Origin of the sequence: Corynebacterium sp. HMSC064E07 (assembly GCF_001815745.1) — a bacterium.
GTDB classification, from domain to species: Bacteria; Actinomycetota; Actinomycetes; order Mycobacteriales; family Mycobacteriaceae; genus Corynebacterium; species Corynebacterium jeikeium_D.
Genome location: NZ_KV821828.1, coordinates 26,154 through 40,726, shown reverse-complemented (window position 1 = coordinate 40,726; position 14,573 = coordinate 26,154). Strand labels below are relative to the sequence as shown.

Below are 14,573 nucleotides of genomic sequence, written 5' to 3'. Positions count from 1 at the left end.
TACCGCGGCAACCCTACACTGAAACAGTGACAAATCCACATTCCGAGAACGCTCAGACACAGCCAGCACAGACGCTTCCGGTATCGCTACTTGCCGGGTTAGCCTTATTATCCGCCGCCGCCCCGTTCGGCGCAGATACATACCTGGCCTCCTTCGTGGAGATAGCCAAGGAGTTCTCCGCGACCGAGTCAATGGTTCAGCTCACGCTGACAACCTTCATGATTGGCATGGCTGCAGGGCAGCTCGTCATTGGCGCTCTCTCCGATAGTTTGGGCCGTAGGAAGTTGCTTCTCATTGCGACTATGGTGTTCTTGGGCTCGTCAATCCTCTGTGCAATAGCACCGAATATTGGCACGCTTATTGCAATGCGCCTGTTCCAGGGGTTAGCTGGTGGCTCCACAGTGGTTCTGGCTCGTGCTGTAGTCCCAGACCTCTTGACGGGCAAGGCATCAGCGAGAGCTTTCTCCACGCTGATGGGCATTTCCTCCATCGCCCCGGCAATCGCTCCCCTTGTGGGTGGCTTTCTGGGCCCCACATTCGGCTGGCGCAGCGTGTTCTGGTTTCTCGCAGCCATCAACGTCGCGATGGTCGCGATTGTGGTTCTGATGGTTCCGGAAACTCTGCCACCAGAGCGACGCTCCACAGGCTCTCTGCGCAATCTCCTGCCTAATATCGGCAGGCTGCTACAGCGGCCCGTATTTGTCGGCTACTTGTTAGCTTTCGCTGGTGGCTTCTCGGTGATGTTCTCCTATATCGCTGCGTCACCCTTTATCTTCCAGGAGCTACTGGGGCTCACCCCTACTCAGTTCTCTCTCGTGTTCGCTTCCAATGCAGCGATGTTGACATTTGTGTCAATCCTCAACGGCAAGATGATCAACCGGCTTCATCCCCGCAAGGGCATTTTCGTTGCTCTTACGGTCATGCTCGTGACGTCGGTAGGCCTGATTATTAATGCCATCGTCGGGATTACCTTCTTCACTACTTGGCTGTTGCTGTTCATTACGGTGCCGATGATGCCGCTAATTTTCGCCAATGCCACGGCACTCGGAATTGAGGAGGTTCGAGATATCGGAATTGGCTCAGGTTCCGGTCTCATGGGCTTCACACAATTCCTCGCGGCCGCCACGGTTTCCCCGTTGGTGGGGCTTGGTTCCAATCTGCCCTTATCAATGGCTATATCAATGTTGATCTGCGCGCTGATTGCGCTAATCGCGGTATTGACATTGACGCGCGACGGCCTCCGCAAACACCCACATAAGCTGGCATAAAACTACATACGAGAGGACTGCCCTCGTTTCACTTCGCTGGTTGAGAATGTGCCCGAATCGGCATTAAATCGATGGCGAGGCCTCGTACCACCCGTAGGCGTGAGGCTGACATGGGAGAAAGGTCCTGCCATGACCACGTACGCGCATCCTCATGAACCGCATAAGTCTTCTGAGGCGTCGAAGCTCAACTGGCTTCGCGCCGGAGTCCTAGGAGCCAACGACGGCATCGTCTCCACTGCTCTAATCTTGCTCAGCGTGATTGCAGCAGGTTCCTCTCGCGAAGCCATTCTGACTGCTGGTGCCGCCGCCGTTATCGCTGGTGCTATCTCGATGGCTCTGGGTGAATTCGTCTCGGTTTCAACCCAGCGCGATACTGAGCGAGCACTGATTGCCAAAGAAAAGGCCGAGCTTACAGACTTTCCAGATGAAGAGCATAAGGAGCTCGTGGGGATTCTCTCTGGCTACGGCATCCCAGTACATATCGCAGAAGATGCTGCCGACGGCATCGCACAAAGCGATCCGCTGGCGGCTCACCTCAAGCTGGAATTGGGCATTGACGGTGAGGAACTTACCAACCCCTGGGCGGCTGCTGGTTCTTCGGCACTGTCGTTCCTACTCGGCGCCATCCTGCCAATGATTGCGGCACTGATCTTCACCGGCCCCACCTCTGGCGCAATCGCAGTCACCGTTGTCACCATCGTGACTCTGGCTCTGACCGGCTACATCAGCGCTAAGCTCAGCTCCACGCACTCCGGCAAGGCTGCGCTACGCCTGGTGATTGGTGGTGCACTCGGTTTGATTGTGTCCTACTTCGTCGGTCTGCTCTTCGGGCAGGCTGTCGGATAGCCCTTGAGATAGGCCGTCGGATAGGCTCCGGCAAAGCTCAAAGCTAATCAACATAGCTGGTCTTCGTCTGGTTCAACCAGGCGTAGACCGCGCCAATTCCCAGGCCACCGCCTACGAAGTTGCCCAACCACACTGCCACCCAGTTGCCTGTAATGTGCAGGCCATCGAAGCCGGCAGGACGCGGATCGGCGAAAAAGGCCAAGGAAAACAGCGAGAAGTTCGCAATCACATGCTCAAGCCCGAGCCCAACGAACACCGCAATAATCGGCAGAATCACAGCGAACTTCGAAATGATTTCTTTGGCTTGTAGCGCGCCTAAAACAGCCATATTGACCACGAAGTTCGCGCCCATCGCCTCTACGAAAGCACCGAAGAACGGCTTGGCTAGCTTCCCCTCGGTCAAGGTGGAAATCAGATGTGTGTCATCAATCCCACCGAGTTTGGCGCTCTGGCTTAGCACCAGCGCCACAATCGCGGCACCGATGAAGTTGTAGAACGTGGCGACGGCCACCATCCGAAGAGCCACTCCCCACGGCATGCGACCGCGGGTGGCGGACCAGGACACAAACATCATGCTGCCGGTAGCCAGCTCCGCGCCGAGCACCACAATGGCGAACAGCCCAAGCCCGAACAGGCACGCAAAAACCAGTCCCCCGGTCCCCGGCGCGACGCCCTCTGCTACTTGGCCAGCGACCGCTGCAAAGGCCGTCCCGAGCGTCAGGTACATGCCCGCCAGGACCGCTCGCACGGCAAAACGTCCGTAGTCCTGCGTCAGCAGTTCCTGTTTCTTGTCGCCAGCCGTATCCAGCGTTTCGTATAGCGTCACCGCCGAAGCCTTTCCCTGCGTGCCGTTAATTGCAGTTATTCGCATAAAAGAATAACGACAGGCCGGCACAGAATCGCAACTGCTTTACGACGATCACAGCGCTTTACCCCCACTTAGGCACTGTAACCAGGAACGGCAATCCACCGCCGAAGAGCAGCAGATTTACTTCTTTTCTGCTGTGGTAGCTGGCTCTGGCTTCGGCTCATCCTTAACCTTTGGATCAACCGTTAGCAATGGTGCCCCAAACGAAATTGGTTGGCCATCGCGGAAGCCTTCAGCTGGCAGCACAGGGCCGGTCTTCTTCGAGTTGGAAATAACGACCGGCGTAGTTACCGGGTATCCAGCGGCCTTGATTGCCTCGATATCAAACTCGGCCAATGTATCTCCCTGCTGAACTTCGTCGCCCTTATTGACCAACGAAGTGAAGTGCTCACCCTTCAAGTTCACGGTGTCAAAACCGATGTGCATGAGGATGTCCACCTTGTTACCTTCAGCATCGAAGCCGCGCATGGCGTAGGCGTGCTTTGTTGGGAAGGTCACCATGACCTTTCCTGAAATAGGAGCCACCAGCTTTCCGACGGTCGGCTCCACAGCCACTCCCTGACCGAGCTTGCCGCCGGCAAACATCGGGTCGGACACAGTTGGTAGCGCAACTGCCGTCCCCTCCAGCGGGGAGGCCACTGGGAATGCGTTCTCCGCAGCGTCGGAAACAAACTCGACCGTGCTGGTCGGAGTTGCAGTACCTACCTCGTCGGGATCGACCGAACCATTCTTGGAGACCAGGAACCGTCCGTAGAGGAACGCACAGGTAAACGAAATGGCAAGTGAGACCAGCGCACAGAGGAAGAACTGCATAATGTCCGTTGGGCGCATCGAAACAAAGCCAACGAAACCAGCTGCGCCAAGTGCGGTCGCCTTTACGTCAAGGATTGCAATCATTGTTGAGGCAATGGCCGAGGCACCCATGCCGATGTAAAACGGCCAGCGCAAACGTAGGTTCACACCGAAGATGGCTGGCTCGGTAATTCCGAATAGTGCCGACATACCGGACGCACCAGCCAGGCCCTTGAGCTTCTCGCTCTTGGCCAGGAAGTACACTGCCAGCGCGGCACCACCTTGGGCAATATTGGCCATCGATGCCGTCGCGAAAATGAATGAGCCTCCCTGGTCCCACAGCATGTACTCGATTGGTGGGAAGGACTGGTGCAGACCGGTAATGACAATTGGCGAGTAAACCAAGCCGAACAAGAAGCCGCCCACAGGGCCCGCGAATTCGTACAGATTTGCCAGGCCGATACCCAGCCATTCACCTGCAGTGCGCAGTACTGGGCCAATGGCGGCAAAGGTGATGAAACCAATGATGAGCAACGTCAACAGTGGTGTCAGCATGAAGTCGACAGTGCCCTTGAAATGCTTATGGAAGAACTTCTCAATCGTTGCCAGAATCCATGAGATAACCAGAATCGGCAAGATGGATCCCTGGTAACCAGCCTGTGCAACGTCCAGCCCGAAAATGTCCCAATACGGCATTTCTCCGGCTTGAATTGCCTCCGCCACCTGATATCCATTGACCAGGTCGGGCATCACCATCGCCATTGCAATACCGGCACCCAGGAATTCATTGCCGCCGAAGCGCTTGGTCGCGGTAAAGCCAACCAGCACTGGCAGGAACGCAAATGGTGCAGAGGCCAACAGGTTAATGAGGCCCGCCACATCCTCCATTGCCGGGAACATCTGAATAACGGACTGCTCGCCAAAGAGCCCTTCGGCAGTCAGCACATTGTTCAGGGCCATCAGCAAACCGCCGCCGACAAGGATTGGAATCAGCGGCACGAAGATATCGGCCAGTACCTTGATGAAGCGGGAGAACCAATTTCCCGAGTTGGCAGCGATATCCTTCAATTTGTCCGTTGAGACCGCAATGTCCTTCGAGGACATCCTGCTGATCTCATCGAAGACGATATTGACGTCACCAGGACCGACAATGACCTGGAACATCCCGCCGGCTTCGAAGATGCCCTTGAGGTCTGGATCTGACTCCAGGGCGTTCTTATCGACTTTCTTCGAGTCCTTGAGCACCATGCGCAGACGCGTCGCGCAGTGTGCCATACCCACTACATTTTCTTCACCGCCGATGGCTTCCAGAGTTCTGGCGGCAACTCCCCTATGATCCATCTATTCAGACCCTTCAGTAATGCGGGCTAGGTGTTACTAATACCAATTAGACCCACAATTCGGACATAACTCCAACAAATCCAATAATCTGTATGCAATGTCACTTAGGGCGACAGCTAAACCCAGCCTTTCCAGCGATAACCGTGGGTGGCGAACACTGATTGCGACGCCGCAATGGCGCCATCCCCGGCATAGACTTCCATGACACAGCCGTCGGCAACCAAAAACAGATTTCCGTTCGGGCACGCTATTCGACGCTGTTCTCCCCCTCGCTCGAGTTGAAGAATTCCCTCCCGGAATTCGACCTTGAAAGCCACGCAGTCAGCCTGGTCGACGAGTTCCCACGTGCCCTCGCCTTCGGCCTCAGCGACAACCACATTGCCGAAACCTTCTCTCTCCGGAGCGTTACTGCCTCCTGCGACGGCGGAGACGTTTTCCCACATCGGCTGCTGCCGAAGGGTGCCGTCGTAAAGCGAAACGCGACGCGGCAATGTGAGCGAATGTACCCATCCGTCGGCGACGGTGGGCTTGTCGTCCTGGGCGGGCAAGCCGACCCAGCCGAGCATGATGGCGTCGCCGGCGCCGGTTTCGATCAGTTGTGGTGCGTAGAATTCGAAGCCGTAATCGAGTTCGCTAAACCCGCGCTCAACGTGGAATGTGGCGCCATCGAGCGTGCCGACAAGATAGCCGCACTGATCAGACGAGGCGTAATGAGTTTGCCCATCGACGTTCACTGGGTCGAGCCCCTGCGGGCAGAAGACCAGAATCTGCTTCTCCTCCGCTGAGGCCTCATCAATCAATGTGATGAGGTTCGGGCATTCCCACATGTAGCCGCCGGGAAGAATATCTGGGCTCAGGCCCGGCTTGGTGCCGGTGATATCGAATTGCAGTGGCCCTTCGAAATGCCAGTTCACCAAATCAGCTGAGCGATAGAGGACCACTGTGCCTTTCTCGCCCTCGGTCTGGGCGCCGATAGCCATGCGCCAGCCATCTGCTTCACGAACAATCTGGGGGTCACGGAAGTGCCCGGTGAACCCCGGTTCGGTGTCAGGAATCAGAGGGGTAGCCGGATCGCGCAGATAGATGCCACCCTCCGGACCGGAGGGAGCAAGCGCACGGACGCGGTTCTGCGATGGTATACGGCGTCCGTCTACCTTCAAGTTGCCGGTATAGAAGAGCCACACATCATCGCCATCAACAGCCGCGCCGCCCGAATAACAACCATGCTTGTCATAGGGCATGTCTGGATACAGCGCATCGGGGTGATGACGCCACCGCTCGGCCGTAGTGAGCGACGCGGACGCATGTCCCCACCCAGTTCTCTTCGGCGCATGTGGAAAGCATGGATCATGCTGGTAGAACACATGCAGCGTCTCACCGTCCACGAAAAGGCCATTCGGGTCATTCAGTCGGCCCTGTGGCGGTGACAGATGGTAATTCGGCCGATAGCTCATACTCCCCGATATTATTGAAGTCATGGCTATTTGTGTTTGCGGCGAAGGTCTGGTTGACCTCGTTCCGGTATCTCCTGGCAGCCTCAATAACCACGTGCCGGCGCTAGGCGGGGGCCCCTACAACGTCGCGGTTACGGCCTCTCGCCTCGGTGCAGATGTTATTTTCCAGTCGCGCCTATCTACGGACGGATTCGGAAATGAGCTGGTCAAACACTTAGAAAACGAAGGGGTCGATACCTCTTACATCCAGCGTGGTCCGGAGCCAACCATTTTGGCTGTGACCACCATCCACGAAGATCGCTCCGCGACGTACACCTTCTATACCGATGGCACCGCCACTCCGCTTGTGGAGCCGAAGCTCATCGATGCGAATATCGCATGCTTCGGAACACTCTCGCTGGCGCTGGAACCAGGTGCCAGCCGGTACGCGGAATTGCTCAAACAGTTCGCTGCCAATGGCGCTTTGGTCGCTTTGGATCCAAATATTCGCCCCATTTACGCAACGGATGCACACCGCGAATTCCTCATGGGCTTGCTCCCCTACGCCAACTTATTGAAGCTTTCCGATGAGGAAGTCGAGTTCCTTGGCGAAGAGGCACTGACTAAAGTTCCGGTCGCCGTTATCACCCGAGGTGGCGATGGACTCACTTTGCTTGCCGACGGAAACCGCATTGATGTACCAGCCGTCAACGCGAATGTCGTTGACACCATCGGCGCTGGCGACACGATTATGGGAGCACTTTTGGCGCAACTTGAGGAACGAGGTCTGACGGCCGCTGACCTGACTTCCGTATCACCAGATCAGTGGCGCGAGATTCTGCACTATGCGGCCGCCGCGGCTGCCATCACTGTGTCCCGCAAGGGCGCGCAGCCGCCGACCAAGTCTGAGGTCGCAGCACTACTGGCCAAGGATTCCTAGTCCGCGCCACTTAGTCCGCTCAAGCACTGCAACCAGGAACTGAGACTCATCCTCAAACGGACGAAGATCCCACGTCGAATAACGCTGAATCACGGTGAGCCCCGCCTCCTGCGCAATGGTTTCAAAATCCGCAAAGTCCCAGCCACGGCCGGCACCGAAGCCGATGATGGCACGACCGCCCTCCGGATTCAGTGCCGCTGCGAAGGCCTGCAGTACCTTCGTGCGGTCTTCTGGCGCTACGAAGGTCAGGACATTGCCGGGGCAAATGATGACATCGAAAGCGGATGCCGTGTCATCGTGGGGCGTGTTCTCGAGGCCGTCGTCAAGCACGTGGGGCAATTGCGCCAAATCCCCTACCAACCACGTCGCGTCCGGGAACTGGCGTTTCGCCTCATCGATGAGATAGGGGTCGACGTCGACACCAACGACCTGGTGTCCAGCCTTCGCCAAGTAACCGCCCACGCGTCCTTGACCACAACCGGCATCTAGAATTCGAGCGTGGCGTGGCGCCATCGCATCCACCAGCCGCGCCTCGCCATCGATATCGCGGCCCTCGCGCACGAATCCCCGCCATCGGTTGGCGTAGCGCCGGGAATGCTGCGAATCGGCGGCAATAATTTCTTTCCAAGTACGGTGATTGTGGGTGCCATCGCTCATGGCCACCATTATGGCGCAGCTGGACACTTTTTATGTATCGGTGCAGCTGCGCACCGTGGGGTCTAAATCCCCAGTACCGACTTAGCGATCAGGAAGTAGATGATCAGACCGGAGGCGTCGACAAGCGTCGTAATGAACGGGTTAGCGAAGACTGCTGGGTCAATGCCAAACTTCTTACCAATCAGCGGCATAATGCCACCGACGGTTGCCGCGAGAGTACAAATACCCAGCAGCGTAAGGCCAATCACTAGGCCGATGTCCCAACCGTAAACCAAGCCAGCTAGCAGCAGGCCGAGAGTGCCAAGCAATAGACCGAGGAACGCGCCGACCCTCACCTCTCGGAGAATGACTTTGAATATATCGCGGGGTTGGACATCCCCCAGCGCCAACGCACGCGTAATCGTAGTTGCAGCCTGGTTACCGGTATTGCCACCTGTACCAATCAGCAGCGGCACGAACACCGAAAGAACCACCATCTGAGACAGCGTCTCTTCGAAGGTTTCCAGGACTTGCACGGTCAATGTCGCACCGATAGCAAGTACGAGCAGCCACACCACACGAGAGCGAACGATCTCGAAAATGGGCGTCGCGAGATAGGGCAATCGCAGAGGCTCAGAACCGGAAATACGAGCTTGGTCCTCGGAGTCTGCCTCCTCCAGAATCCGGAGTGCGTCGTCCACCGTGAGCAGACCGATAACACGCTGCTCGCTGTCGACAATCGGCAGAGCTAGGCGCTTACGATCAGCGCACATGCGAGCCACCTTCTCTTCAGACTCGGTGGCCTCTGCGTAGTCTGCCTTCCGCAAAATCGCCGCAACATGGATATCACTGCTGGCGCGCATCAAATCACGAAGGCTGACCACGCCCACCAGGCGGCGATTCCGGTTCGACACCGGCAGGGTGTAGATGGATTCGGCATCATCCAGATGCTTGTAGACGGTCTCCAGAGCCTCCCCCACCGTCATATCGTCGTGAAGCGACACCAGCTCCGGGCTCATTCGACGCCCAATGGAACCATCGGCGTAACCGAGAACAATGTTGGTCAGCTCTCGCTCATCATCCGGTAGATCGGCGAGCAGTTTTGAAGCAACCGAGGCTGGTAACTCATCGAGCAACTCAGCTCGGTCGTCCGGTTCCATCTCCGCAAAGACTGCGGTGACTTCGGGATCTCGGAGGCTTTCAATCAGGTGCGCCTGCAGAGCCGAGTCCAGCTCATCGAAGGTTTCAACCGCAGTGTCCTTCGGCAGTGTGCGGTAGAGCAGTGCACGGTCCTCATGGCTGAGGCGGCGCATCTTTCGAGCGGCAGCCTTGGGCTCAATATCAGCTAAAAGCCGCGACAATGTCGCCACGTCGTGTGAGCGAAGTGCGGACTCCAGGTCTCGATCATCAATCCTGGTCACGTCAGTAGTCACCGAACTTCTCCCCTCACACAGCATAAATCCTCGCCAATGCTATCAGAGATACAAACCCAGCAAACTTGCACTGAGGGGAATAGAAACACGAAGAAACATGGCTTGCCAAAAACAAAACCCCCGCCACAGAAAACACTTGCGTGTTTCTCGCGGCGGGGTTCTCGTCGTAAAGCCCAAGCTGATTGCTCAGCTATCGGGTCTTACTTAGCCTTCTCGACGATCTCGAGCAGGCGGTAGTGCTTGTCCTTGGAGAGCGGACGGCACTCTTCGATGCGGACGCGGTCGCCCACGCCAGCCTCTTCGTTCTCGTCGTGCGCCTTGACCTTGGAGTTCGTGCGCATGATCTTGCCGTACAGGGCGTGCTGCTTGCGGTCCTCGAGCTCGACAACGATGGTCTTCTGCATCTTGTCGGACACGACGTAACCGGTGCGCACCTTACGTGCGCCAGCCTCGGTGGTGTTCATGTTTTCCTCACTCATGCTGCATCACCATCGGTTGGTGCAGCAGACAGGCCGAGCTCGCGCTCACGCATAACGGTGTAAATGCGAGCAATATCCTTGCGGACAGTGCGGAGACGGCGGTTGTTGGTCAGCTGACCGGTAGCGCTCTGGAAACGGAGGTTGAACAGCTCCTCCTTAGACTCCTTGAGCTTGGCAACCAGGTCATCGTTATCCAGCGAGCGAAGCTCGTGGGCGGGAATGCCGTTCGACATCAGTACTGATCCTCCTTCCGAACGATTCGGGTCTTAATCGGCAGCTTAGCGCCTGCGCGCTTCAGTGCCTCGACGGCAACTGCCTCGTCCGGGTAGGACATCTCGAACATGATGCGACCCGGCTTGACGTTTGCAATCCACTTCTCGACTGGGCCCTTACCGGAACCCATACGAACACCCAGCGGCTTCTGGGTCAGCGGACGGTCCGGGAAAATCTGAATCCAAACCTTACCACCACGCTTGACGTGGCGGTTGATGGCAATACGCGCTGCCTCAATCTGACGGTTGGTGATGTAGGCCGGCTCGAGAGCCTGGAGACCGTATTCACCGAAAGTCACCTTGTTGCCGCCCTTGGACATACCAGAACGGGTCGGGCGGTGCTGGCGACGGAACTTAACGCGCTTCGGGATGAGCATGAATTAGCCCTCCTTCTTCTCAGATGCACGCTGACGACGCTTGCCACCGCGACGCGGGCGGTCGTTGCCGCGACGCTGGCGGGCGTTGCCGGCGTTGATCTCGGACTCGCGACGGCCACCGATCACGTCACCCTTGTAGATCCACACCTTGACGCCAATGCGGCCGAAGGTGGTGTGAGCTTCGTGGGTGCCGTAGTCGATCTCCGCACGCAGGGTGTGCAGCGGAACGCGACCCTCGTGGTAGCGCTCGGTGCGGCCCATCTCGGCACCGCCGAGACGACCGGAGCAGACAACCTTGATGCCCTTGACGTGCGGCTGACGCATTGCAGACTGGATAGCCTTGCGCATTGCACGACGGAAAGCGACACGGTTGGCGAGCTGCTCAGCGATGGACTGAGCAACCAGCTTCGCATCCGCGTCAATGTTCTTGACCTCGAGGATGTTCAGCTGAACCTGCTTGCCGGTGAGCTTCTCGAGCTGGCCGCGGATGCGGTCAGCCTCGGAGCCACGACGACCGATAACGATGCCCGGGCGTGCCGTGTGGATGTCCACACGCACGCGGTCACGGGTGCGCTCGATAACGACATCGGAGATGCCGGCGCGCTCAAGACCGGTGGACAGCAGATCGCGGATCTTGATGTCCTCGGCCAGGTAGTCAGCGTACTGCTTGTCGGCGTACCAGCGGGACTTCCAGTCGCTGGAAATACCGAGGCGAAGACCGTGTGGATGGATCTTCTGTCCCACTATCGGTCACCTTCCTTCTGGCTCTCGACGACCACGGTGATGTGGCTGGTGCGCTTGCGGACGTGGAAAGCACGGCCCTGCGCACGCGGGCGGAAGCGCTTCATGGTCGGTCCCTCGTTGGCGTAAGCCTCGGAGATGACCAGAGTACGACGGTCCAGGCCGAAGTTGTTCTCAGCGTTTGCAGCTGCAGACGCAACAACCTTGGCAACTGGATCAGCAGCACCCTGCGGAGCGTACTCCAGGATGTTAAGTGCCTCGTCGACGGACTTACCGCGAACGGTGTCCAGGACGCGACGTGCCTTCATTGGAGTAACGCGGACGAAGCGCGCAGTTGCGCGTGCAGAAGTAATGTCGTTGCTCATGGCTTATCGACGTCCCTTCTTGTCATCCTTGACGTGACCCTTGAAGGTCTTGGTCGGGGCGAATTCGCCCAGCTTGTGGCCGACCATAGAGTCATCCACGAACACCGGCACGTGCTTGCGACCGTCGTGAACGGCGAAGGTGTGGCCGATGAAATCGGGGAGAATCGTGGAGCGGCGAGACCAGGTCTTGATGACCTGCTTGGTGCCCTTCTCGTTCTGTGCATCGACCTTCGCGAGGAGGTGCTCATCGACGAACGGGCCCTTCTTAAGGCTGCGTGGCATTCTCAGTTCCCTCCTTAGCGCTTCTTATTCTTGTTGGTACGACGGCGACGAACGATCAGCTGGTCGCTCGGGCGGTTCGGCTTACGGGTGCGGCCTTCCTTCTGGCCCCACGGGGAAACCGGGTGGCGACCACCGGAGGTCTTACCCTCACCACCACCGTGCGGGTGGTCGACCGGGTTCATGACAACACCGCGGACAGTCGGGCGCCAGCCCTTCCAGCGCATACGGCCGGCCTTGCCCCAACGAATGTTGATCTGATCCTGGTTTCCGACCTCACCGACGGTTGCACGGCAACGAGCGTCGACGCGACGGATCTCAGAGGACGGCATACGCAGAACTGCGTACTTGCCTTCCTTACCGAGAAGCTGAATAGAAGCACCAGCAGAACGTGCCAGCTGTGCACCGGCACCCGGCTTGAGCTCCACGCAGTGAATGGTGGAACCGGTCGGGATGTTACGCAGCGGCAGGTTGTTACCAACCTTGATGTCGGCGTTAGCGCCGGACTCAACGATGGCACCCTGCTTCAGGTTCTTCGGAGCGATGATGTAGCGCTTCTCACCGTCTGCGTAGTGCAGCAGTGCGATGTTGGCGGTACGGTTCGGGTCGTACTCGATGTGAGCGACCTTTGCCGGAATGCCGTCCTTGTCATTACGACGGAAGTCGATGACGCGGTACTGGCGCTTGTGTCCGCCACCCTTGTGGCGAGTGGTGATGTGACCGTGTACGTTACGGCCACCAGTCTTCGACAGCGGGCGCAGCAGAGACTTCTCAGGAGTCGAGCGAGTAACCTCGCTGAACTCGGAGACGGAGCTCTGGCGGCGACCCGGCGTAGTCGGCTTGTACTTACGAATAGCCATACTTTTGCTCTTCCTTAACTTCCTCGTCGGCTAGCGGCTAGGCTGCCGAACCGCCGAAGATGTCGATGGGATCGCTGCCGGCCGCGAGAGTCACGTAGGCGCGCTTGGTGTTCTTGCGCTTGCCGTAGCCGGTGCGGGAACGCTTGCGCTTGCCCTCACGGTTGAGGGTGTTGACGGAAGCGACCTTGGCACCGAAAATCTCCTGGACCGCGATCTTGATCTGGGTCTTGTTAGCGTCGGTGTGAACCAGGAACGTGTAAACGCCCTGCTCCATGAGTCCGTAGGACTTCTCAGACACTACCGGTGCAACAATGATGTCGCGGGGATCTGCGATGGTAGCCATTACTTCTCCTCCTTACCGGCGGTGCGAGTGATGAAGTCATTGAGTGCCTGAACGGCGAAGATGACGTCATCGGCCTTCAGAACGTCGTAGGTGTTCAGCTGATCCTCAGACAGGATGTGGACACCTGGCAGGTTACGAACCGACTTCCACGAGTTGACGTCCTCGCGTGGCAGAACGACGAGCACGTTGTGGCGCTCAGTCAGACGCTCGACGAAAGTACGAGCTGCCTTGGTGGACGGGGTCTGGCCTGGGACCAGTTCCTCGACAACGTGGATGCGGTCGTGGCGAGCACGGTCAGAGAGTGCGCCGCGCAGAGCAGCTGCAATCATCTTCTTCGGGGTGCGCTGGCTGTAGTCGCGCGGCACCGGGCCGTGGACAATGCCACCGCCGGTCCAGTGCGGAGCACGGATCGAACCCTGACGAGCGCGACCGGTACCCTTCTGGCGCCACGGCTTGCGGCCACCGCCGCGAACCTCGCCGCGGGTCTTGACCTTGTGGGTGCCCTGGCGAGCTGCTGCACGCTGTGCGACAACAACCTGGTGCATCAGGGCGATGGACACCTCCGCGTCGAACACGGAAGCAGGAAGCTCAACCGAACCGTTCACGCCGCCTTCAGCGGTGTGTACGTCTAGCTTGAGGTTGGTCATGCGTGAGCACCACCCTTCGTGGCAGTCTTAACAACCAGCAGGCCGCCGCGTGCACCCGGAACTGCGCCCTTGATGAGCAGCAGGTTCGCGTCAGCGTCAACCTTCTGGATCTTCAGGTTCTGGGTTGTGACCCGGTCGTTACCCATGCGGCCTGCCATGCGCTTGCCCTTGAAGACGCGTCCTGGCGTGGCGCAGGCGCCAATGCCACCAACACGACGGTGAGCAGCCTGGTTACCGTGAGCTGCACCCTGGCCCGCAAAGCCGTGGCGCTTCATACCACCGGCGAAGCCGTGGCCCTTGGAGGTACCAGTGACGTCGACGTACTCAATTTCGCCGAAGATGTCGACACCAACGGACTGGCCGACCTCGTAAGAGGAAGCGTCCGGGGTGCGAATCTCGACGCTGTGGCGACGCGGGGTCACACCGGCCTTCTTGAAGTGGCCGGATTCCGGCTTGTTGACCTTACGCGGGTCAATTTCGCCGTATGCAATCTGGACGGCGTCGTAGCCGTCGGTTTCCTTAGTGCGCACCTGAGTCACTACGCACGGCCCAGCCTCAACGACGGTAACCGGAACAACGCGGTTTTCCTCGTCGAAGATCTGAGTCATACCGAGCTTCGTGCCCAGGATGCCCTTGATCTCGTTTTCACTCAT

The 14,573-nt window shown here is 58.2% G+C and carries 18 protein-coding genes; 3 read left to right on the top strand and 15 right to left on the bottom strand.

The genetic code is table 11. The annotated features are described in order from the left end of the window. Window positions 1-26 precede the first annotated feature (26 nt). Together HMPREF3053_RS08755 and HMPREF3053_RS08750 are read left to right on the top strand one after the other, a co-directional pair. Window positions 27-1,268 (top strand): multidrug effflux MFS transporter, encoded by a 1,242-nt coding sequence (locus HMPREF3053_RS08755; RefSeq protein ID WP_070767586.1) that lies wholly within the window; start codon window positions 27-29, stop codon window positions 1,266-1,268. A 129-nt stretch (window positions 1,269-1,397) separates the two neighbouring features. Further along, entirely contained in the window at window positions 1,398-2,114 is a 717-nt protein-coding gene (locus tag HMPREF3053_RS08750; protein ID WP_070767585.1) for a VIT1/CCC1 transporter family protein, read from the top strand. A gap of 43 nt (window positions 2,115-2,157) precedes the next feature. On the opposite strand, the gene HMPREF3053_RS08745 is transcribed toward HMPREF3053_RS08750, so the two are convergent. The 3 genes from HMPREF3053_RS08745 to HMPREF3053_RS08735 form a co-directional block, all read right to left on the bottom strand. Then, window positions 2,158-2,940, bottom strand: coding sequence for a formate/nitrite transporter family protein (locus HMPREF3053_RS08745; RefSeq protein WP_070767584.1), 783 nt, complete (start codon window positions 2,938-2,940; stop codon window positions 2,158-2,160). Window positions 2,941-3,102: 162 nt separating this feature from the next. Next, window positions 3,103-5,115 (bottom strand): sucrose-specific PTS transporter subunit IIBC, encoded by a 2,013-nt coding sequence (locus HMPREF3053_RS08740; protein WP_070767583.1) that lies wholly within the window; start codon window positions 5,113-5,115, stop codon window positions 3,103-3,105. A gap of 116 nt (window positions 5,116-5,231) precedes the next feature. Continuing rightward, window positions 5,232-6,569: a glycoside hydrolase family 32 protein gene (locus HMPREF3053_RS08735; protein WP_070767582.1), complete on the bottom strand. Its 1,338-nt coding sequence runs from the start codon at window positions 6,567-6,569 to the stop codon at window positions 5,232-5,234. A 22-nt stretch (window positions 6,570-6,591) separates the two neighbouring features. On the opposite strand from HMPREF3053_RS08735, the gene HMPREF3053_RS08730 reads away from it, so the two are divergent. After that, on the top strand, window positions 6,592-7,488 hold the full coding sequence (locus tag HMPREF3053_RS08730; protein ID WP_070767581.1) for a carbohydrate kinase family protein: 897 nt from the start codon (window positions 6,592-6,594) through the stop codon (window positions 7,486-7,488). Here the strand turns inward: HMPREF3053_RS08730 and HMPREF3053_RS08725 are convergent. The 12 genes from HMPREF3053_RS08725 to rplC all read right to left on the bottom strand — a co-directional run bounded on the left by HMPREF3053_RS08725 (window position 7,468) and on the right by rplC (window position 14,573). Next, complete coding sequence (locus HMPREF3053_RS08725) at window positions 7,468-8,154, bottom strand: class I SAM-dependent methyltransferase (RefSeq protein WP_083317236.1); 687 nt, start codon at window positions 8,152-8,154, stop codon at window positions 7,468-7,470. The genes HMPREF3053_RS08730 and HMPREF3053_RS08725 overlap by 21 nt on opposite strands. Before the next feature lie 53 nt (window positions 8,155-8,207). Further along, window positions 8,208-9,557 (bottom strand): magnesium transporter, encoded by a 1,350-nt coding sequence (mgtE, locus tag HMPREF3053_RS08720; RefSeq protein WP_070767580.1) that lies wholly within the window; start codon window positions 9,555-9,557, stop codon window positions 8,208-8,210. A gap of 200 nt (window positions 9,558-9,757) precedes the next feature. After that, window positions 9,758-10,036 (bottom strand): 30S ribosomal protein S17, encoded by a 279-nt coding sequence (gene rpsQ / locus HMPREF3053_RS08715; RefSeq protein WP_048760623.1) that lies wholly within the window; start codon window positions 10,034-10,036, stop codon window positions 9,758-9,760. After that, on the bottom strand, window positions 10,033-10,269 hold the full coding sequence (rpmC, locus tag HMPREF3053_RS08710) for a 50S ribosomal protein L29 (protein WP_005509851.1): 237 nt from the start codon (window positions 10,267-10,269) through the stop codon (window positions 10,033-10,035). The genes rpsQ and rpmC overlap by 4 nt, the downstream gene beginning before the upstream one ends. Then, window positions 10,269-10,685, bottom strand: a complete 417-nt coding sequence (rplP, locus tag HMPREF3053_RS08705) for a 50S ribosomal protein L16 (protein ID WP_049170015.1) — start codon at window positions 10,683-10,685, stop codon at window positions 10,269-10,271. Before rplP ends, rpmC begins: the two co-directional genes overlap by 1 nt. A 3-nt stretch (window positions 10,686-10,688) precedes the next feature. Continuing rightward, window positions 10,689-11,429: a 30S ribosomal protein S3 gene (rpsC, locus tag HMPREF3053_RS08700; RefSeq protein WP_005509954.1), complete on the bottom strand. Its 741-nt coding sequence runs from the start codon at window positions 11,427-11,429 to the stop codon at window positions 10,689-10,691. Continuing rightward, complete coding sequence (rplV, locus tag HMPREF3053_RS08695) at window positions 11,429-11,791, bottom strand: 50S ribosomal protein L22 (protein WP_005509775.1); 363 nt, start codon at window positions 11,789-11,791, stop codon at window positions 11,429-11,431. Before rplV ends, rpsC begins: the two co-directional genes overlap by 1 nt. Window positions 11,792-11,794: 3 nt before the next feature. Continuing rightward, on the bottom strand, window positions 11,795-12,073 hold the full coding sequence (gene rpsS / locus HMPREF3053_RS08690) for a 30S ribosomal protein S19 (RefSeq protein WP_005509882.1): 279 nt from the start codon (window positions 12,071-12,073) through the stop codon (window positions 11,795-11,797). 14 nt (window positions 12,074-12,087) lie between these two features. Next, window positions 12,088-12,930 carry a 50S ribosomal protein L2 gene (rplB, locus tag HMPREF3053_RS08685; RefSeq protein ID WP_005509800.1) on the bottom strand — a complete coding sequence of 281 codons (843 nt, stop codon included), beginning with the start codon at window positions 12,928-12,930 and terminating at the stop codon, window positions 12,088-12,090. Between the two features lie 37 nt (window positions 12,931-12,967). Beyond that, complete coding sequence (rplW, locus tag HMPREF3053_RS08680; RefSeq protein WP_005509869.1) at window positions 12,968-13,273, bottom strand: 50S ribosomal protein L23; 306 nt, start codon at window positions 13,271-13,273, stop codon at window positions 12,968-12,970. Then, window positions 13,273-13,920: a 50S ribosomal protein L4 gene (gene rplD / locus HMPREF3053_RS08675; RefSeq protein WP_005510033.1), complete on the bottom strand. Its 648-nt coding sequence runs from the start codon at window positions 13,918-13,920 to the stop codon at window positions 13,273-13,275. The genes rplW and rplD overlap by 1 nt, the downstream gene beginning before the upstream one ends. Then, on the bottom strand, window positions 13,917-14,573 hold the full coding sequence (gene rplC / locus HMPREF3053_RS08670; RefSeq protein ID WP_070767579.1) for a 50S ribosomal protein L3: 657 nt from the start codon (window positions 14,571-14,573) through the stop codon (window positions 13,917-13,919). The genes rplD and rplC overlap by 4 nt, the downstream gene beginning before the upstream one ends.